Origin of the sequence: Romboutsia sp. 1001713B170207_170306_H8, from assembly GCF_015550495.1 — a bacterium.
GTDB lineage: Bacteria > Bacillota > Clostridia > Peptostreptococcales > Peptostreptococcaceae > Romboutsia_E.
Genome location: NZ_JADNAX010000010.1, coordinates 49,718 through 66,991 on the forward strand (window position 1 = coordinate 49,718; position 17,274 = coordinate 66,991).

24 protein-coding genes are annotated in these 17,274 nt (G+C 25.2%); all 24 read right to left on the minus strand.

Annotated elements, in window-relative coordinates; genetic code table 11:
* Positions 1 to 35: 35 nt before the first annotated feature.
* Entirely contained in the window at positions 36 to 857 is an 822-nt protein-coding gene (locus I2A66_RS14215) for a hypothetical protein (RefSeq protein ID WP_195251896.1), read from the minus strand.
* A 178-nt stretch (positions 858 to 1,035) separates the two neighbouring features.
* A complete protein-coding gene (locus I2A66_RS17435; protein ID WP_279309975.1) occupies positions 1,036 to 1,164 on the minus strand; it encodes a hypothetical protein in 129 nt (42 codons plus the stop codon).
* A gap of 9 nt (positions 1,165 to 1,173) precedes the next feature.
* Positions 1,174 to 1,611: a DUF2971 domain-containing protein gene (locus I2A66_RS14220; RefSeq protein WP_195251897.1), complete on the minus strand. Its 438-nt coding sequence runs from the start codon at positions 1,609 to 1,611 to the stop codon at positions 1,174 to 1,176.
* Between the two features lie 112 nt (positions 1,612 to 1,723).
* Positions 1,724 to 3,370 (minus strand): recombinase family protein, encoded by a 1,647-nt coding sequence (locus I2A66_RS14225; RefSeq protein WP_195251898.1) that lies wholly within the window; start codon positions 3,368 to 3,370, stop codon positions 1,724 to 1,726.
* A 332-nt stretch (positions 3,371 to 3,702) separates the two neighbouring features.
* A complete protein-coding gene (locus I2A66_RS14230) occupies positions 3,703 to 3,930 on the minus strand; it encodes a hypothetical protein (protein WP_195251899.1) in 228 nt (75 codons plus the stop codon).
* 90 nt (positions 3,931 to 4,020) lie between these two features.
* A complete protein-coding gene (locus I2A66_RS14235; protein ID WP_195251900.1) occupies positions 4,021 to 5,820 on the minus strand; it encodes a DUF927 domain-containing protein in 1,800 nt (599 codons plus the stop codon).
* Positions 5,821 to 5,947: 127 nt separating this feature from the next.
* On the minus strand, positions 5,948 to 6,871 hold the full coding sequence (locus tag I2A66_RS14240) for a hypothetical protein (protein ID WP_195251901.1): 924 nt from the start codon (positions 6,869 to 6,871) through the stop codon (positions 5,948 to 5,950).
* Positions 6,872 to 7,132: 261 nt separating this feature from the next.
* The gene (locus tag I2A66_RS14245) at positions 7,133 to 7,432 is read right to left on the minus strand and encodes a hypothetical protein (RefSeq protein WP_195251902.1); all 300 of its coding nucleotides are present in this window, start codon (positions 7,430 to 7,432) and stop codon (positions 7,133 to 7,135) included.
* 80 nt (positions 7,433 to 7,512) lie between these two features.
* Positions 7,513 to 7,821 (minus strand): hypothetical protein, encoded by a 309-nt coding sequence (locus tag I2A66_RS14250; RefSeq protein ID WP_195251903.1) that lies wholly within the window; start codon positions 7,819 to 7,821, stop codon positions 7,513 to 7,515.
* A gap of 14 nt (positions 7,822 to 7,835) precedes the next feature.
* Entirely contained in the window at positions 7,836 to 8,981 is a 1,146-nt protein-coding gene (locus I2A66_RS14255) for a hypothetical protein (protein ID WP_195251904.1), read from the minus strand.
* A 26-nt stretch (positions 8,982 to 9,007) separates the two neighbouring features.
* Positions 9,008 to 9,280 (minus strand): Mor transcription activator family protein, encoded by a 273-nt coding sequence (locus I2A66_RS14260; protein ID WP_153973050.1) that lies wholly within the window; start codon positions 9,278 to 9,280, stop codon positions 9,008 to 9,010.
* A gap of 214 nt (positions 9,281 to 9,494) precedes the next feature.
* Complete coding sequence (locus I2A66_RS14265) at positions 9,495 to 10,088, minus strand: hypothetical protein (protein WP_195251905.1); 594 nt, start codon at positions 10,086 to 10,088, stop codon at positions 9,495 to 9,497.
* A 200-nt stretch (positions 10,089 to 10,288) separates the two neighbouring features.
* Entirely contained in the window at positions 10,289 to 10,582 is a 294-nt protein-coding gene (locus tag I2A66_RS14270) for a DUF960 family protein (RefSeq protein ID WP_195251906.1), read from the minus strand.
* Between the two features lie 130 nt (positions 10,583 to 10,712).
* Positions 10,713 to 11,174 (minus strand): JAB domain-containing protein, encoded by a 462-nt coding sequence (locus I2A66_RS14275; RefSeq protein WP_153973053.1) that lies wholly within the window; start codon positions 11,172 to 11,174, stop codon positions 10,713 to 10,715.
* Between the two features lie 18 nt (positions 11,175 to 11,192).
* Positions 11,193 to 11,525: a hypothetical protein gene (locus I2A66_RS14280; protein ID WP_153973054.1), complete on the minus strand. Its 333-nt coding sequence runs from the start codon at positions 11,523 to 11,525 to the stop codon at positions 11,193 to 11,195.
* Between the two features lie 392 nt (positions 11,526 to 11,917).
* A complete protein-coding gene (locus I2A66_RS14285) occupies positions 11,918 to 12,124 on the minus strand; it encodes a hypothetical protein (RefSeq protein WP_153973055.1) in 207 nt (68 codons plus the stop codon).
* Between the two features lie 127 nt (positions 12,125 to 12,251).
* Positions 12,252 to 13,427 carry a PAS domain-containing sensor histidine kinase gene (locus I2A66_RS14290; protein ID WP_122640953.1) on the minus strand — a complete coding sequence of 392 codons (1,176 nt, stop codon included), beginning with the start codon at positions 13,425 to 13,427 and terminating at the stop codon, positions 12,252 to 12,254.
* 672 nt (positions 13,428 to 14,099) lie between these two features.
* The gene (locus I2A66_RS17300) at positions 14,100 to 14,237 is read right to left on the minus strand and encodes a hypothetical protein (RefSeq protein ID WP_243113414.1); all 138 of its coding nucleotides are present in this window, start codon (positions 14,235 to 14,237) and stop codon (positions 14,100 to 14,102) included.
* Between the two features lie 193 nt (positions 14,238 to 14,430).
* Positions 14,431 to 14,580 carry a hypothetical protein gene (locus tag I2A66_RS14300; RefSeq protein WP_164489084.1) on the minus strand — a complete coding sequence of 50 codons (150 nt, stop codon included), beginning with the start codon at positions 14,578 to 14,580 and terminating at the stop codon, positions 14,431 to 14,433.
* A gap of 150 nt (positions 14,581 to 14,730) precedes the next feature.
* Positions 14,731 to 14,973, minus strand: coding sequence for a hypothetical protein (locus I2A66_RS14305; protein WP_122640955.1), 243 nt, complete (start codon positions 14,971 to 14,973; stop codon positions 14,731 to 14,733).
* A gap of 198 nt (positions 14,974 to 15,171) precedes the next feature.
* Positions 15,172 to 15,417: a DUF960 family protein gene (locus I2A66_RS17900; RefSeq protein WP_122640967.1), complete on the minus strand. Its 246-nt coding sequence runs from the start codon at positions 15,415 to 15,417 to the stop codon at positions 15,172 to 15,174.
* Between the two features lie 178 nt (positions 15,418 to 15,595).
* Positions 15,596 to 15,754, minus strand: a complete 159-nt coding sequence (locus tag I2A66_RS17305) for a hypothetical protein (RefSeq protein WP_243113415.1) — start codon at positions 15,752 to 15,754, stop codon at positions 15,596 to 15,598.
* Positions 15,755 to 16,008: 254 nt separating this feature from the next.
* Positions 16,009 to 16,320: a hypothetical protein gene (locus tag I2A66_RS14320; RefSeq protein ID WP_122640956.1), complete on the minus strand. Its 312-nt coding sequence runs from the start codon at positions 16,318 to 16,320 to the stop codon at positions 16,009 to 16,011.
* A gap of 465 nt (positions 16,321 to 16,785) precedes the next feature.
* A complete protein-coding gene (locus tag I2A66_RS14325; RefSeq protein ID WP_164489085.1) occupies positions 16,786 to 16,935 on the minus strand; it encodes a hypothetical protein in 150 nt (49 codons plus the stop codon).
* Between the last annotated feature and the right edge of the window lie 339 nt (positions 16,936 to 17,274).

The window sequence follows — 17,274 nt, forward strand, 5'->3', positions numbered from 1 at the left end:
CATACAAAATACCATTCAATAGACTACTTAATATTTTATAAGTCATCACTTAAAACTTGACTTTGCCATGAAAGTAAACTCTTTCTTGATATTTTTAATTGCTTTTCATCTGGAAAATTCAGATCACAAAAATAATTATGGTAATTAGCTGTCCATACATATTTATCCCATACTCTTATATTCTTTCTATGAATATTTAACATTTCTTCAATTTTATCTTTATGTCTAAGTAATAGTTCTAATTGTATTCTCTCAAATTCATATTCATTATTACATTCTCTATAATATTTAAATATAGTATTTAAATAATTTAAAAACCATTGCCCATCACTATCTATAAGTATTTTATTGTACTGTGGTGCTACATCATAATAATTTATATATTTCTTTAATCTTTTTACAGTTTTATCATCTAGTATAATTCTTGGATAACATGCAAGCTTACTCTCTGTGTTATGCGCATCTAAAAGAGCTGGACCAAATACAATGTCTTCATTTATATAAAACTCACCAACACTTACACCACCTCTAACAAAAAGTCCTTCTAATGATAGATTAAACTGATATTCTGATACATTATCCAGAATTTCATTTAATTCGGCTTCTCCATCATCTTTTATAGGGTATCCTATTATCATATTATCAGTGTATATTTTTATATTACCTTTGCTATATTTATTTGGAATTATACATTGCTTATTCTTATTTATAAGATAGTTAATATCTTTTAATAACTCATCTCCATATCCATCTCTACATGAATCTATTATCATTTGCGAAAATCCAAGTATGTCTATTGCACATACCATTGAATTAACCAATTTAGGATTATCTTTATCATATTTTTGAGTATTCATTTTAACACGTCCTTACATATTTATTTTTAATTCTATATTATAAACACTAATTAGTTTATTAAATTAAAGTTTATAATTTTTAACATTTGTTATAACTAAACTTTGTTATTATTCTAAAAAAAACCGTATCATTTATTTGTGATACGGTTCTCCATTACACCTTCAAGGGAAGTCGTTTTTATTTAACTCTTATTTTATTATGCAAACAACTATTAAATATCTTTGCTGTAGGATTGTATTTACTTACTAATGATTCAACTATTATCTTATCACCCTCTGTAACATTTGGACCTAATGTTATTTCCATTTGTTTAAATTATCCTTCATCTATATTTAAAAAATAACAATTTATATCTAAACCTTCATTACTTTTTAATTTTCTCCAAAAACTATTGTAATTATTTGACTGCATTTCTTCTAATGTTACAGGTAATATTTTAATCATATATCTCCACTCTTTTTGGAATGACCAATTAGTTCTCTTATATCTACCTAATTCACCAAATTTAATACTTATGTCATCTCCACTACTTGATAGTAATTTAGGAAATAGTAAAGTTAGATCATCTGTATATTCAAATTTATTCAGTATATTTGTCCAATCTGGAGATATAATGCCATCTTGCCTAAATATTTCATTGAACTTAAAATAACTATAAAAATAACCTTCACTTCCAATATTATTTACTTTGTATTTTTTAAACATATCTGAAGGTAGCTTTATCCTAACCCCTGACATATTTTTTGTATACATATTCCAAAATGGAATACTCTCTTGTTCATCTTCTGTCCAACAACTTATAAAGCAATATTTTCCTACATCTCCTAAATCACTACTTTTAACCTCTTCTCTTTTTATATCTACATTATATTACAAATTTCAAGCAAGTATAATTAAGCATAGAAACATTAAAAAAGGAAGGGTCTTCATCTTCTTCAGATGACCCTTCCTTCATTAAGTATCTTATTACATCTTCGTTTATCTGTAACTCTATAGTGTCTATTGCTCTTGACTTATCTATCGTAATCTTTGACACAAGTAAACTCAACAACTGCTTTCTTTGCTGTCTTGTACTACTCTCCTTAAAAACTTGTCCAAACTTCTTCATTACTTTACTTACTAACTCAAAAGGTACTGGTTCTCCTTCTGCTAACATTACATCCTGCTTTATTTCATCTAATCTAAACTTCAATGTGTCTATCTCTTCATTTAGTTTCTTTACTCTATCCGCTAGCTCACTTTTAGTTAAGATTCCATCCTCAAATAGCTCTATGCTAGAGTTTTTCTTACCATTTAACTTATCAATTTCTTTATTTACTAAGTTCATTTCATCTAGTTTAGGCTTTAGTTTACTAGACTTATTCTTATTTATGTTGTTTATTACCTTCTTTAGTAGTAACTCATTGTTTACTGTTTCTATTAACTTATTAATTACAACTTCATCTGCTACCTCGGCTTTTACAGAGTTTGAATTACACACTGCTGTACCTTTGTTCTTCCAATTACCACATGCATAGTACTCATTTACTACTTTAGTTCCATCTTTTCTTTTTCTAGTTGACCTACTTACAGTCATTGATGCTCCACAAACTGGACATTTTAGTAAACCACTTAAAATTAGCTCACTGTCATAGACTCTATTGTGAGTTTTACTCCTATCTTTTAGTATTATCTGTACCTTTTCCCATGTTTCTGTATCTATTATTGGTTCATGTTCTCCATCTACAAGTATTGGATCAGGATTTATGTTTCTTCTTCTCTTTTCATTCCAATCTTGCCTTAGGTTGTATCTTATCTTACCAATGTATACTGGATTTTTTAGTATCTCTTTTATTGTAGCTGTTGCAAATGGATTACCTTTCTTACTTCTATGACCTTCTTGATTTACTCTATTCACAGTAGCTTTATACCCATGTCCTGTACTATACAGTTCAAATATTCTTCTTACTGTCATTGCTTCCTTTTCATTTATTACTAATTTAGTTTCTTTTCTCTTCTTTCCTTCACTTGGTATTTCTACTATGTCGTATCCAAGCACCTTGCCGCCATTCCACTTACCTTCCTTAGCTCGTGCCATCATCCCCATCTTAACATTATCGGCAATAGTACCACGCTCAAATTCAGAAATCGCTCCCATGATGTTAAGTTGTAACTTTCCTGCTGGAGTTTCAGTTTCAAAACTCTCTGTTAAAGAACGAAATGCTATACTATTTTTATCTAATGTATCTACTATGTTAAGTATATCTATTAACCTTCTACTAATTCTATTTAACTTCCACACAACTACTAAGTCAAATTTTTTATCATTAGAATCTTTTAGTAAATCTTTTAATCCAGGTCTTCCTGAAATATTCTTACCACTTATCCCTCTATCCTCATAGACTTTAAAAACTTCATGACCTTCTTTCTCACAATATTCTATGCACCTTCTCCTTTGCTCATCCACACTGTAGCCTTCTTGAGCCTGTTCTATAGTTGATACTCTGCAATATATTGCTATTCTTTTACTCATTTTTATTACCTCCAAGACGTCTCTTCTGATTACTTTAATATTAGTTTTCCTTTAAACTATACAATTTGCTTTGTTAATTCAAATAACTTTCTATTATTTTCTTTTACACTAACCTTAGTAGGTTTTATTTTTATCTACTAAGGTTAATTAAATTATTATCTTGAAACTCTGTTACTCATGTTCATTATCTCCTTTGTTTTTACTTTGAATTATAGATTTTTGAATTATATCACTTAGTATTTCTACTATTTCTTGTGCCTTAATTTGTTCTAAACTAATACCCTCCATTTTTCCTCCAACATCTAATTTATAATATATGTTTTTGATTATGTTTATTTAACTAAATTTAGACTACTTACTACTTCTTGTATACTTTCTATGAATTCTTCTTCATTACATGCTTCTATGTCTTTAGCTATTAAGTTTAATAATCTTGATGTATATGAATTTGATCTTAAGTAGTTAAAATATCCGATTTCATCATTTGCTAATGATTCAAGCATTTCATTTTCAATTAGTTCATATTCTTGGTTTAAAAATTCTAGTTCATTGTAGTTCATTCTTTGTCTCCTCCTAATTATTATTGAGTTTATCCCATGTTGGAATTAAGTCTAAAAAGACTTAACCCCAATATTATTACTACTAGATTATTAGTTGTTATTTTCTTCTTTTATTTCTTTATCTTTAGGTAATTTTATTACTATATACTCGGTATTAACCCCTACACTATTTTTTCTAGATCTAGTTAGTCTATCTTTTTCACAGTCTAGAAATCCCGCTTTTTTTAGTTCTTTTAGAACTATCTTTCTATCTTCGTATCCACCTTCTTTTATCATTAGTTCAAAAGAAAGTTGCTCCATTTGAAGTTCTGTATAGTCTTCCTTGTCTGTAATTTTTCCTAATATCTCTTGTGAGTTAGATTTTAATTTTCCATCAAACTTGTTTCTATACCTATCTACATACTGTTTTATGAAGTCCATTACTACTTTGTGGAAATTTCTATACTTTATTGATTCTCTTTCTATGCTAACTATCATGTCTACTATCCCTTCTATATCTAGTTCTATATCTAATAACTCTTCTATGATAAATGCCGTTTGTATGATAATGGCAAACTTACTACATCTTCTCATTGACATATCATCATATACATTTCTTTTGCGAAGTTCATCGTATAGATTGATTTTCTCTTGCTTATAATTTCTAATTACTTCATTTCTATTTTTATCTAATAAATACTGTGCAAATTCTATTGCTAGATGACCATAGTTATTTAAAATAACATGATTTATAGCTTCTGCATGTTCTGGACTTTTAGTCCAAGTAAAGTTTTCTGCTTCTATTACTCTAACTTGTAGACCTGCATTATTATTAGAAGATCTAGTTATAGACTTTTCACCATTTGAAAGTATTGTTGTCAACCAAGATTCCTTTTCCATTATTTCAGAATCTTTGTTTAAACGTTCTTTATCAGCTCCATTAGCTAAACTATATACAAATCTAGTAAAGTTATTATTATCTGACATAGATATCTCATCTAAAGCATATGGTACTCCTTTTAAACCTCCTAGTTTTTTTATTAATGCATTATTTGTTCCATTATAAGTTCCATATAGACCTCCATTAGAACCTGGATAACCAAAGCATGATATAGCTAATTTTAAAGCTGTTGATTTTCCAGTAGTTGAATTTCCAACAAGGTGTATTATATTAGAGTCTAACCCTAAATCTTCTCCTATATATCCTAAAAGGATTGATGATACTCCACTTGATAATGCGAATTCTAATTCTACATTACCTACGACATGATTTTGTATCATTTTAATGTATTCATCATATGATCCTTGTGGTTTAACATCATATGTACCTACATATGTTGAATTTACTCCTATTGCTTCATGTAATTTGTATATTGTTTTTCCTTCATAATCCATGAAATCTAACTTAGAATGTATATATCTCTTTATGATTGATGACTCACATTCTCGAATGCATTCAACTACGTATTTCGCATTACTTTTAACTATATCAATTCCTTTATTTTGTAATTTCATTAGATTACGCTCGTATAAACAATCATGCCGATCTAGTAATTCTGTTGCCATTTCCCTAACTGTCCTAAACTCTAACAGAATTTTTTCTGTATTCTTATCTATGTTAAGTTGGTTTTCTTTAGGCCATATATGTCTACCTATCTTTTCATTACCTGATTTAGCTGATGATTTTACAAATAAATTCTGTCCATCACTACAATAGTTTTTAGTTTCATACTCATACATTTTTGTATTTTCTTCTATTTCTACTTCTTCTATCTCTTCTATTTGTAATTCTTCTTGATTCTCTTTACTTAATTTGATTTCAAGTAATTCATTTGTAACTTTGTTCTCTAATGGCTCTGGAATTTTTGCCTTCATTCCTTCCCCTAGTCTTTTTCTGTGTTTAATAGCCATATTTTAAATCTCTCCTTTCGAATATATTTTTATTTTATTTTATATATATTCTTTAGTCGAACCCTAAAAAAAAGATAAGTATTTTAACCCCCTTTTCTTACTTAGGTAAAAATACTTATCTTTTTAATTATTTATATTTACTATCTATTTCTTTCTTTATATCTTTTAAAATTTGTTCCATATCTTTGTTATATTCTATTTTTTTATTTTTATACTTTTGTATTGCTTCCTTTTTGTACTCATCTATACTTTTTCTAAGTAATTCTCTTCCTTCTATAATAAGTTTGTTATTTTGCACATCTTCATCAAATTCAACTATATTATCTATTTCATCATTTTTTATTTCATTTGCTAAGCTTATCAATTCTTTCCACTCTTCTATTGATTGATCTATTCTTTCTTTTAAATGTCTAATGAATATAATTTTATCATATTGTGATAATACATCTAATCTACCTTTTTCATCACTTGTTATCTTCTTAAACTTTATATTTTTAGTATATATATCATCATTAACCCTAATTAATCCATCATCAGGTTTTATATCTGTGTATTCCCTGAAACATAAATCTATCTTATCTGTAATTTCTCTTTTTATATCTTCAATTACTTCTCTTTCTCCATGAGAAAATTCTATTTCAAGCATAACTGTGTTCTTAATATGTTCAATATCATGTTGTATATTTATATAATTTTCATCATTTTTATATTTATCTTCTAAAGTTATTATTACTTTGTTTAAGAATTCAATCTTTTCCTCTTTCGTTATTTTTTCATACTGTTTAGTATTTATTTTACTTATAAAGCTACCTTTAGAACTATCCACCGTAAGATATATTTGTAATATATCCGCTATTATTCTCGGTATTTTATATCTATTTTTTATACGATACTTTTCAACATCTATACCTAATGATTTACCAATAGCTCTTAATTTTTCTATCATGTTATCTTTAGTAGTTTTACTCATATTCACTCCAGATTTACCTAAATCTGTGTCATCATATACTTCTCGTAATAACTGTGCTAATGTTATTGTATCTTTATACATTTAATCACTCCTATATTGTTATTCAAAAAAATAAGGCTAACTTAATTAACCTTATTATACTATATCTTATACCAACATAGATTTACTAGAAATCACTAGTTCAATTACTATACATACTCCTAATCCTACTACTGAACCTAATGTAAATTCCTTCATTTAATTTCATCTCCTTATTTTGTATATTCTTTTCTCTGTTTCATTACTATACCAAAAATTGACACTCCAAATTTAACACCTGCTACAAATAACTCTAGTGTCATGTTATTCTACCTCCTTAGTATTAAGAATCCATCTAAGATTACTTACAAACTCCTTTGAAAATACATTTTTCTTTATGGATTCCTTAATTAACTTCGTTAAATCATCTTCTGTTAAATCTAAAGGTCTTGCTATTAGTTGCTGTTCTTTTCTAAAAGTATCCTTAAAGTATACAAACCTTATCTCTTCTTGATTTAATGACTTTACAAAAATCTTCTCTATTCCATACCCTACATTTCCATCTCTTATTTTTGCTTGTCTTAGCACTTTACAATATTTAGTTTCATTTATTGGTTTATTCATATTTATTTCTCCCTAAATGTAAAAAAGAGATAGCTAAATGCTATCTCAATATATTTATTAATTATTATCAAATATTTTTATTATAAATTTCTTAAAAACTCTTCTCTTTTTCTTCTTTCTTCATCCGTCATACCTTTAGCTAAGTTTAGTTCTTTTTTATCTCTAATTTTATTTTTACCTGAATAAATAACATATGCTATACAACCTATTATTATAAATGGTAGTAGCATAGTAAATATTTTTCCTAATAATAACATTGCACATGCAATTAAAAATAAAATTCCTGATCCTGTAAGAACCATGGTTCCTATTCTTCTTGTCATTGGAATAGCGAATGCAACTGCTCCTATCATTAATCCATATGATATAAGAAAAACAAATATATTCATACTATCTCCTCCAATTAAAACTCATAACCAACTACACTTGTTGCAAATTGCTCTTCAATAGTAAGTTCTTTATCTACATCATATTCTATAGATACAAGAACTCCATTAATTTCTTTAAATATACTGCGTCCAAAACAGAATTCTTTAATAGTTAATACTTTACTTCCATATGGCACTTCCTTTACATATGTATTTGATTTAACATATGATGGTAAAATACCAATTAATGTAGTTATATTACTTAATGATATATTAAAATCACTTAAATCTTTTTCCTTATCATCCTTTGCGTATAGCATTAATAATGGTAACTGATTTACAGCACTAATTCTAATCATTTCTAATGTTGGTATTATTATTTTTAAAATATTACTATAATACCACATTTTCTTAGTAGCCCTAAGTCTCTTATCTACACTTGAAAGCCATCCACTTTCTTCTTTTGTCTCTGGAAATTTATCAGTTACATATTTATATAGTGTATAAATTTTATTTAAAGACTCTCCTAATTCCTCTTCTAATGAATCATTATGATTTAGCATATCTCCAAAAACTCTCATATGTACTTCTAATGCAACTTTACCATTATTTAAAACAGCTTCAATAAGATTTACTTTTTCTACAACACTATCACTTTTATTTAAACTTAAATCTAGGTATGAAGATGCATAAGACTCTATAGTAGAGATATCTATTATAGCAAAATTATTTATTACACTCTCATATGCTTTAGATAAGTTATCTTCAAATAAATTTTTTTTAGCTTCCCAATCTTTCATATGAAAAATATGCTTTCTTAAAGGATCTATTATTAGTTTCTTCTCATTTAAATCCATATTATTCATTTTTATATTTTTTTCTTTCAGACTCATTGAGAATTTTATACTTGGTTGTATGTAGTTATTAAGTGTATTATAACTTTTCTCTAAATTATCTATGCTAATATCTAGCTTTGATTCCTTTAACATATCTTCATCTATTTCTCTAAAAGAAAGCATACTTTGATATGTTTTATTTTTATTATTACAATTTGAATACCATATTTCATATCTACTTATTAAACTATTAAAATCTGATAATAAACTTTTAGCTTCTTTTTCTATTGCACGTTCTTCATCACTCATATTAAGTTTTTTACTAATTGTTGAAAATAAATTCATAGTGTATTCCCTTCCTTTCTTATCGATTATTCAAAACTTTCCTCTTTAATCTTTAATTTTTTTATTAGCCTTTGTATCCACTTATCAGAGTAACCTAATTCTCTAGACATCTCTCTTACTGATTTTTTACTATAATTTTCAATAATATATTTTTCTATATATTCATTTGAATGTAACTTCATAGGAAAATTTATCTGCTGTCCCTTATAGTTCTTGTATATTATTCTTACTATTTCTTCTCCTAGAATTTCTGACATTTCTGCATATATCCCCTTAAAATCATTTTGCTTTTCTCTCATAACTCACCTCCTAATAGATTTCTCCTTAAATAATAACTACTTCTACAGAAAGTTTCTTTGAAATTATCTCTTGAAAAGTTCCTTATTTTATTCCTTATGAAAATCCCAAAACCCCGTATTGTTTCTTTAATTACTTAATTTTTATTGCTTATCTTATCTACTACTTAATTAAAAAACCCGAAATCCCGTTATTTTTAATTATATTAATTATTTTTTATTCCTTAATTGAAAAAACATATTCACTTCCATCAGTTAATGTAAATGCATACTCTGGTGAAAGATCTAGTATATCTTCAACATCATCATTTAACATTATCTCCTCTAACAACTCTTCTTTAGTAGTATTATTTAACCAGAAATCTATTATTGCGTCCTTATCAAATAACCTATCTATATGAATTTCCATGTCCAACATATAATCTAATTCATTCCTTGCATATTCTCTTAAATCATTTTTATTTTTGTAAATTAAATAATTATCCTTATCAGTGTATTTTTGAGAAATTAATTCATTGTAGTAGTTACTTATATTTTTAATACTTATCTCTTCTATGTTTAAATTGTACCAAGCAAAGAATATTATCTTATCTATATCTAAATTATTTGTATTTTTATATTCAGTTACTATTTCATCTATCTTATTACTCTCTTTTAAAATGTATTCTTTTATGTATTTATCTTCTATCTCATTATCTATTTTTTCTATTACAGTTATAGTTTCATCATCTATGTTATTATATTTATTTACTAATTCCTTTAATTCATCAAAGAATAATTTATTTTTTATTTCAGATTTATTATTTATCATATTCATTTCTACCTTTCAATTTTTTAATTATATCTCTATTTTTACGGGGTTTCGGGATTTAATTTAGATTAGATCTTAATTATTACTTTTTTAACTTTTATTATTTTTCTACGGGATTTCGGGGTTTTATTAAAGATAATTGTAATTTTATTTTTTATCTCCATTGTCTAACATTGAAATGCTCTTACTTCCGTGTAAAATTAGTATTCTTCTGAAAACATCAAAGTACTGTATTCTAAGCTATCTATAGCGTATAGCTTCTTATTTTCTTTAATTTCTTCATTCTGTATGCATAGGCTACTTTTGTATTCTGGTACTTCTTGCTTATGAATTATTTCAACTATACCTTCTCCTATAGGATTTAATTCAAAAACTTGTAAATAATCGTTTTCTACATTTAGTTCATCTATCAAATTCCACAACAATATATTTATTTCTAAAGGTATTTCTTCTGCTACTTTTCTAGTCATGTATCTATTTTCTGTTTTAAACATATTTCTTTTCTCCTATTATTTTTATCTTTATTTAAAACTTAACGGGGTTTCGGAGTTTTAGTCTAAATTACTATTATATCTTTTTGGAACATAGAAAAAGCCTTAGCCTATTTTGTTAAACTAAGACTTTCTACATCATAAAATTTTCTTTAAAACTAAAGTATTTATCGTTATCTCCTACTATTATGTGGTCTACTAATTCTATTCCAAGTATTTCTCCACACTCTTTCAATCTATTAGTAATGTTTTCATCTTCTTTACTACATTTTAAATTTCCTGATGGATGATTGTGAAAGCAGATTATTTTTGAAGCATTACTTAACATAGCTACTTTAAAAACTTCTCTTGGATGTACTATTGCAGAATTTACACTACCAATTGAAACTACAGAAATATTTACAGGTTGGTTCTTTGTATCTAAACATGCTACTACAAACTTTTCTCTATCACTATCTATCAAAAAGTTTTTTATTAATTTATAAGCATCGTAAGGGCTACTTATTTTTCTAGTTTCATATAGAACACTACTTTCTTTTACTAATTTCAATGAAACTATATCAACTCTTTTTACTGGTATTTTCTTTTTATCCATTGTAATCATATCCTTATACTAATCTATTTTTTCAATTAGATCTTTTAATTCTTTTTTACAAATAACAACTATTGAAAAATCACTTGAACACAAAAATAGAACTGAAATGTAATCAGTTCCATGTATCTCATCTATATGCTCTGGTAAAATTCCTTTCAGTTGATGTTGTTTTAATTCTTCTATTCCAGCTTTATCTACTACAACTATGTATCCACCTAAATCTTCTGTTGTTCTTTCTGTACCGTAGTTTTCATCTAGTATTTGTATGGTATCTTCTATTGTAGATATTACTCCTAGAGGTAGTTCTTTTACTAGCCTTAAGCCTTGCTTTTTCCAAATGTTTATTATCATTGTCTTTTCCTCCTTATTTTTTTAATAAAATAAGCTAGATGGAGTATTGGTATACATTCTTCATAATAACAGTTTTATTTTTTAACTGTTTATCATATCAACTCTTTATCTAACTTTATCAAGTTTATAATATATATTTAAAATTATCTTTTAATACCTTAATTTTTCCCTTAAATCTTATTACGTTATAAATTTTATTAGTATTTGATGATTTTAGTTTCAACTAAATTTCAAACTTAAATAAGTATTAATATAATTATATTTTTTAATATATTAAATTATCATTCTATTCAAAAATATAATCTATTTTATAGTATATTACTTATTGAAATTTCCACCTATAAACTAAATATTACTAATTTATATTAAAATCTTTAAATAAAATTTCTAACTTAAAATTTAGTTGACCTTGTCTTGAATAATATTCTGAAAGTCTTGATATTAATTGTTCCTCTTTTCTTAAAATATACAAATCTTATCTCTTCGGTATTTAATTCTTTTACAAAAATACTCTCTATCCCATAATCTACATTACTCTCCCTTATCTTTGATTGTTTTAAAACTATACAGTATCTTGTCTCATTTATTGCCTTACTCATTTTATTCTCCTTAAAATAGAAAAGGAATAGCTTTACACTATTCCTTTTCTACCGTTTTCATAATAATTTTTTAATCTTATTATTTTATTCTTTCATATTGATTTTATGTCAATGGTCTATCTTATAATTAACTATAAATATCTGAAAGTTCCATATGTATACGTGATATACTGTTAGAATCAACTTTCAAATATGATAAATCTACTATTTCATCTTCATCATAAATATTAGGTAAATATATTATAAATTCTGATCCAACACCTACCTCACTATTTACATTAATTTTTCCTCTATGAATGTCAATTAAACTTTTACTAAGTGATAAACCAACTCCACTGCCTTCACTTATCTTTGTAAATCTATCTTCAACATTGTAGAATGCCTCAAATATATTATCTATCCTGTCCTGTGGTATACCCACTCCATTATCTTTTATCGAGATTTTAACAAAATTATTTTCTGTGCCTATACATACTAGTATTGTTCCATTTTCCTTATTGAATTTTATTGCATTTGATATAATATTCAATATTACTCTTTCTATCTTTAAATAATCAAAACTTATAATTATTTCTTCAATATCCGTATCAAATATCAAATCTATATTTTTAAATTTTTTATATTCATTTATTCTTTCACATATTGATTCTACAAAGTTTACAATATCATGATTTCTAGGACTAAATGAGTATACTCCTGATTTTAAATTGGTTAAGTCAATTAAATTATTTGATAATTTAAGTATTCTTAAACTATTATTATTTATTTGCTTTATATTTTGTATAAAGCATTCATTACAACTATGCTTTTCATCTCTTTTATAACACTTAGAACATTTATACTCTAATAACTGTATATTGCTAAATATCATATTTAAAGGTGTTCTAAATTCATGCCCTATGTTAGAAAAGAATCCTTCTCTTAATTTATCTAGTTCATTTTTATATGAAATATCCCTAATTACACCTAATATTCCATGTATATTTCCTTTTTCATCAAATGATGGATACTTACTTACCTCAACTTCCTGTATATCGCCATTATGTCTTACAACAGTTTGCTCATAAGATACCGATTGTTTACTTTCAATCACTTCTAAATCTTTAATTTTGCCCATCTTATGAATTTTTCTAAGTACAGGTAATTCATCATATGTTTTTCCATAAATAAGTGATTTTGGTAATCCAATTAAGTTATCTGCATAACTTTTATTACAATATATATTTTTTCCATCTATATCCCTATAAAATATATAGTCTGGTATTAAATCTAAAAGTTGTTCCAACAATTCTTTGCTATACATATAATTGCTCTCCTAATCTAACTTTTCCAATATAAAAAGACTGTGCTTTAAAAGACCAGTCTTTTTTATTGGGGTTTTGGGGTGTTATTTTTTATTAAATAACTTATCTAATAAAATAAATTAATTTTATATATGTTAATTATAAAGAATATTTTTTTAAATTATCCTTTAAATTTCAATATTTTATTATGTCAATTCCCACTGATTTTCAATTTTATGTCGTTTCTTGTTGTTTATATTTAAATATTACCATTATATGTAAATAATTTCCATAATAAAAATTACTTTTTTACATTTTTTTCTTTTTATTATTTTTTCTTACTATTATTTTATTTCTTTCTACGCTATTTACTTTCATACTTATAATATCTTCTTTTTTATTCCACTTGATTTTTCTAATGTTTTCATAAAATGATTATAAGTATCTTCTGCTTGATTTCTTCTACCTGCATTTTTTTATTGTTTATTAGACCTTATAGTCTCTTCTTTTATACCTTTTAATAAATTATCAAATATACCCACATTATTAACCATCCTTTTCTATTTTTTATACAGTATTTTCTTCTTTCAAATTTACATTTTTAGTTAGTCTACTTACCCACTTATCAGAATATCCTAACTCTCTAGCCATTTCTCTTACACTCTTTTTCCATAATTATTAACTATATACTTTCACACATATTCATTAGAGTATAGTTTCATTGGCAAATTAATCTGCTGACCTTTATAATACTTATGTACTATTCTTACTATTTCTTCTCCTAAGATTTCTGCATAGATCTCTTTAAAATTACTTTTTACGATTTTCATTCTTCACCTACTTTTCTTATACAAACTAATAATAACTATTTCTATAGAAAGTTTCTTTGAGATTATCTCTTAAAAAGTTCCTTGCTTTATTCTTTGTAAAAATCCCGAAACCCCGTTATTTTTTAGTTCTATTAATCATTTTTTATTCTTTAATTAAAAAAACATATTCTCTTACATCTGTTAATATAAATACTTAATCAGTATGAAAATCTAGTATATCTTCAACATCATCATTTAACGTTATTTTCTCTAGTAATTCTTCTCTAGTTGTATTATTTAACCACATATCTATTATCTTATCTTTACAAAATAACCTATCTATGTGATGTTCCATATCTAACATATAATCTAATTCGTTTCTTACATATTTCCTTAAATCATTTTCATTTGTATATATTAAGTAATTATCATTCTCATTGTAATTTTAAGAATTTAATTCATTGTAGCAGTTACTTATATACTTCATACTTATCTCTTCTATATTTAAGTTGTATTACGCAAATAATATTACCTTATCTATATCTAAGTTATTTGTATTTTCGTATTCAATTACTATTTCATTTAACTTATTACTCTCATTTAATATGTATTCTTTTATATATTTATCTTCTATTTCATTATCTATTCTTTCTATAACAATTATTGTTTCTTGATCTATGTTGTTATATTTATTAATTATTTCTTTCAATTCATTAAAGAATAATTTATTAATTATTTCAGATTTATTATTTATCATAGTCATATTCTACTTTTCATTTATTTTTTAATTATATATTTATTTTTTCGGGCTTTCAGACTTTAATTTAGATTTAAATTATTACTTCTTAGTTACGATTTTTATTATTTTTATAAATAGATTTGTATTAATCAGACTTGCTTTATTTAAATTTTAGTTCATTCTCTAACATCAAACTTTTCCTAATTCTATATTGAATTAGTACTCATATGAAAACATTAAAGTACTATATTCTACACTATCTATAGCATATATCTTTTTATTTTCTTTAATCACTTCGTTGTATATGTATATACTTGCTTCATATTCTGGTACTTCTTGCTTATGAATGATTTCAACTATACCTTCTCCTATCGGGTTTAATTCAAATATCTGTAAATAATCTTTTTCTATTTTTAATTCATCTATTAGATTCCATAATAGTCTACATATTTCTAATGGTATTTAATCTACAATGTTTCTTGTCATATACCTATTTTCTTTTTTAAACATATCTATCTTCTCCTATTATTTATATGTACTCTTTGTTTTACGGGCTTTCGGTCTTTAATCAGATTATAGAAAAATAATCTGACTAATTTTTACTAAAATAACATAACAATTTACTATTTTTTGATTTATTTTAATCAATAATACTTTTTAATTGATTTTTAAAATCTTTATCTAGTATACCTGTTGTAAATCCAAGGGCAATTAAATCTATAAACTTATCTTGTGAAATGTCAACTTGCCTAGGAATTAATTTCCTAGCTCTATCATTGCAGTCAAGATATAAACACATTATTATCTCATACCTTTCTAATTCTTATATATATTTTTTTTTAAAGTGTAAATAGTTCTTCACCATCTTTTAATTCAATACTCCTTATTATCTTACAGTACCTTGTTTCCTTTTCAAATAACTCTTCTTTTTCTCTTTTAGCCATATATTTTACCTCATTGTTTCCTTATATAGTCTAGCTTGATTTTATTAAATAATAATTATAATCTATCATCTATATTAGTTTATACTTATTTTAATAACTCTTTAGTAACCTAATTTTTTGTAATTATAGTTATTGAATAATCACTAGATAATAAGTATAACGTTGAATTGTATTTATCTATACAATCTTCATATATTACATCACTAAATTCTTCAAATAATCCTTTTAATATATTTACTTTTAAATAATCCACTTCTTTAATATCCTCAATTACACACACATATCCACCATCATCTGTTAGTTTTCTGTTATGTCCATAGTTTTCATCAAGAATATTGATAACGTTATTCACATTTTTAACTACTTCCTTTGGATATTCTGATAATAAATTTAAATCTTCTTTCTTCCATAAGTTAATCATATTTACTTCCTCCTTTAATGTTTTGCATTAAAAAAGAGATGTTAGCATTTATACCAACATCTCCATTTTCCAATTTTTATATTCCTATCTAGTAGGATAGCTATTTAATATAGATTCAAAATTATAATATATATTTATAATATTATTTATTACGTTTTGTTTATTAACTTATATCTAATGTATTTACCCTAAGTTCATTTATAGTCATAATCAATTTATTCCCTCAATACGATTCTCAAATAAATCAATTGTTCCGACTACGATTATAAATAAGTCTTGAATTAATTTATTATCTACTTATTATGGCCTGTTTTTTTCCGAAATATTTTATTAAATATATCCACAACTGGTGTAGATACAATAACTAGACTTATTAATACAGTCGAATATAATACTGGATTTCCAAAACATTATAAGTACTCACATCTCTAAACATACTTTCTACTCTTATAGCTTCTGCTAAATTTATTTATCTAAAATTCTACCTATAGAATCTATATGAATAAAACTTCCAATAAATGTTGGAGCATAATACATACTTAAGCTTATTAATAACGATATCATATTATTTTTTACTATTAAAGACATTAACATATTTAGTAAAGAAAATAACATATCACCTATAAAGCTAGTACCCAGTCCAGCAATATAATAATCAATAACTCTTATATCAAAAGGAGTTGTTCTATAATATTTAAATAATTCTAAAAGTTTATCTATGCTTTAATTTTATCATATTTATAATTTGTTTATCTACACATCCTAGTGAATATTTTATTCAGTATTTACTGCAAAACTTACTTTTACATGAAAATCCATAAACTATTACTGATTACATTATAAACCCTTATATTTTATGTAATAATAAAATATATTTTTACATTTTAAAGATTTTCGAACTAAATCAGCTATATGTTCACATATTTTTTCTAACTCTCAACAGTTTCTATATAA

Excerpts from the sequence above, each read along its gene's own strand:
- I2A66_RS14215 (WP_195251896.1), bottom strand. The coding sequence starts at position 857 with ATGAATACTCAAAAATATGATAAAGATAATCCTAAATTGGTTAATTCA.
- I2A66_RS17435 (WP_279309975.1), bottom strand. The coding sequence starts at position 1,164 with ATGGAAATAACATTAGGTCCAAATGTTACAGAGGGTGATAAGATAATA.
- I2A66_RS14255 (WP_195251904.1), bottom strand. The coding sequence starts at position 8,981 with ATGAATTTATTTTCAACAATTAGTAAAAAACTTAATATGAGTGATGAA.
- I2A66_RS14240 (WP_195251901.1), bottom strand. The coding sequence starts at position 6,871 with ATGTATAAAGATACAATAACATTAGCACAGTTATTACGAGAAGTATAT.
- I2A66_RS14220 (WP_195251897.1), bottom strand. The coding sequence starts at position 1,611 with ATGTATACAAAAAATATGTCAGGGGTTAGGATAAAGCTACCTTCAGAT.
- I2A66_RS14245 (WP_195251902.1), bottom strand. The coding sequence starts at position 7,432 with ATGAATAAACCAATAAATGAAACTAAATATTGTAAAGTGCTAAGACAA.
- I2A66_RS14230 (WP_195251899.1), bottom strand. The coding sequence starts at position 3,930 with ATGAACTACAATGAACTAGAATTTTTAAACCAAGAATATGAACTAATT.
- I2A66_RS14290 (WP_122640953.1), bottom strand. The coding sequence starts at position 13,427 with ATGTATAGCAAAGAATTGTTGGAACAACTTTTAGATTTAATACCAGAC.
- I2A66_RS14225 (WP_195251898.1), bottom strand. The coding sequence starts at position 3,370 with ATGAGTAAAAGAATAGCAATATATTGCAGAGTATCAACTATAGAACAG.
- I2A66_RS14275 (WP_153973053.1), bottom strand. The coding sequence starts at position 11,174 with ATGGATAAAAAGAAAATACCAGTAAAAAGAGTTGATATAGTTTCATTG.
- I2A66_RS14285 (WP_153973055.1), bottom strand. The coding sequence starts at position 12,124 with ATGAGTAAGGCAATAAATGAGACAAGATACTGTATAGTTTTAAAACAA.
- I2A66_RS17300 (WP_243113414.1), bottom strand. The coding sequence starts at position 14,237 with ATGAAAATCGTAAAAAGTAATTTTAAAGAGATCTATGCAGAAATCTTA.
- I2A66_RS17305 (WP_243113415.1), bottom strand. The coding sequence starts at position 15,754 with ATGTGTTTATATCTTGACTGCAATGATAGAGCTAGGAAATTAATTCCT.
- I2A66_RS14280 (WP_153973054.1), bottom strand. The coding sequence starts at position 11,525 with ATGATAATAAACATTTGGAAAAAGCAAGGCTTAAGGCTAGTAAAAGAA.
- I2A66_RS14250 (WP_195251903.1), bottom strand. The coding sequence starts at position 7,821 with ATGAATATATTTGTTTTTCTTATATCATATGGATTAATGATAGGAGCA.
- I2A66_RS14325 (WP_164489085.1), bottom strand. The coding sequence starts at position 16,935 with ATGTTATTTTCTTTACTAAATATGTTAATGTCTTTAATAGTAAAAAAT.
- I2A66_RS14270 (WP_195251906.1), bottom strand. The coding sequence starts at position 10,582 with ATGTTTAAAACAGAAAATAGATACATGACTAGAAAAGTAGCAGAAGAA.
- I2A66_RS14320 (WP_122640956.1), bottom strand. The coding sequence starts at position 16,320 with ATGATTAACTTATGGAAGAAAGAAGATTTAAATTTATTATCAGAATAT.
- I2A66_RS14235 (WP_195251900.1), bottom strand. The coding sequence starts at position 5,820 with ATGGCTATTAAACACAGAAAAAGACTAGGGGAAGGAATGAAGGCAAAA.
- I2A66_RS14265 (WP_195251905.1), bottom strand. The coding sequence starts at position 10,088 with ATGATAAATAATAAATCTGAAATAAAAAATAAATTATTCTTTGATGAA.
- I2A66_RS14305 (WP_122640955.1), bottom strand. The coding sequence starts at position 14,973 with ATGATAAATAATAAATCTGAAATAATTAATAAATTATTCTTTAATGAA.
- I2A66_RS14300 (WP_164489084.1), bottom strand. The coding sequence starts at position 14,580 with ATGTTAGATATGGAACATCACATAGATAGGTTATTTTGTAAAGATAAG.
- I2A66_RS14260 (WP_153973050.1), bottom strand. The coding sequence starts at position 9,280 with ATGAGAGAAAAGCAAAATGATTTTAAGGGGATATATGCAGAAATGTCA.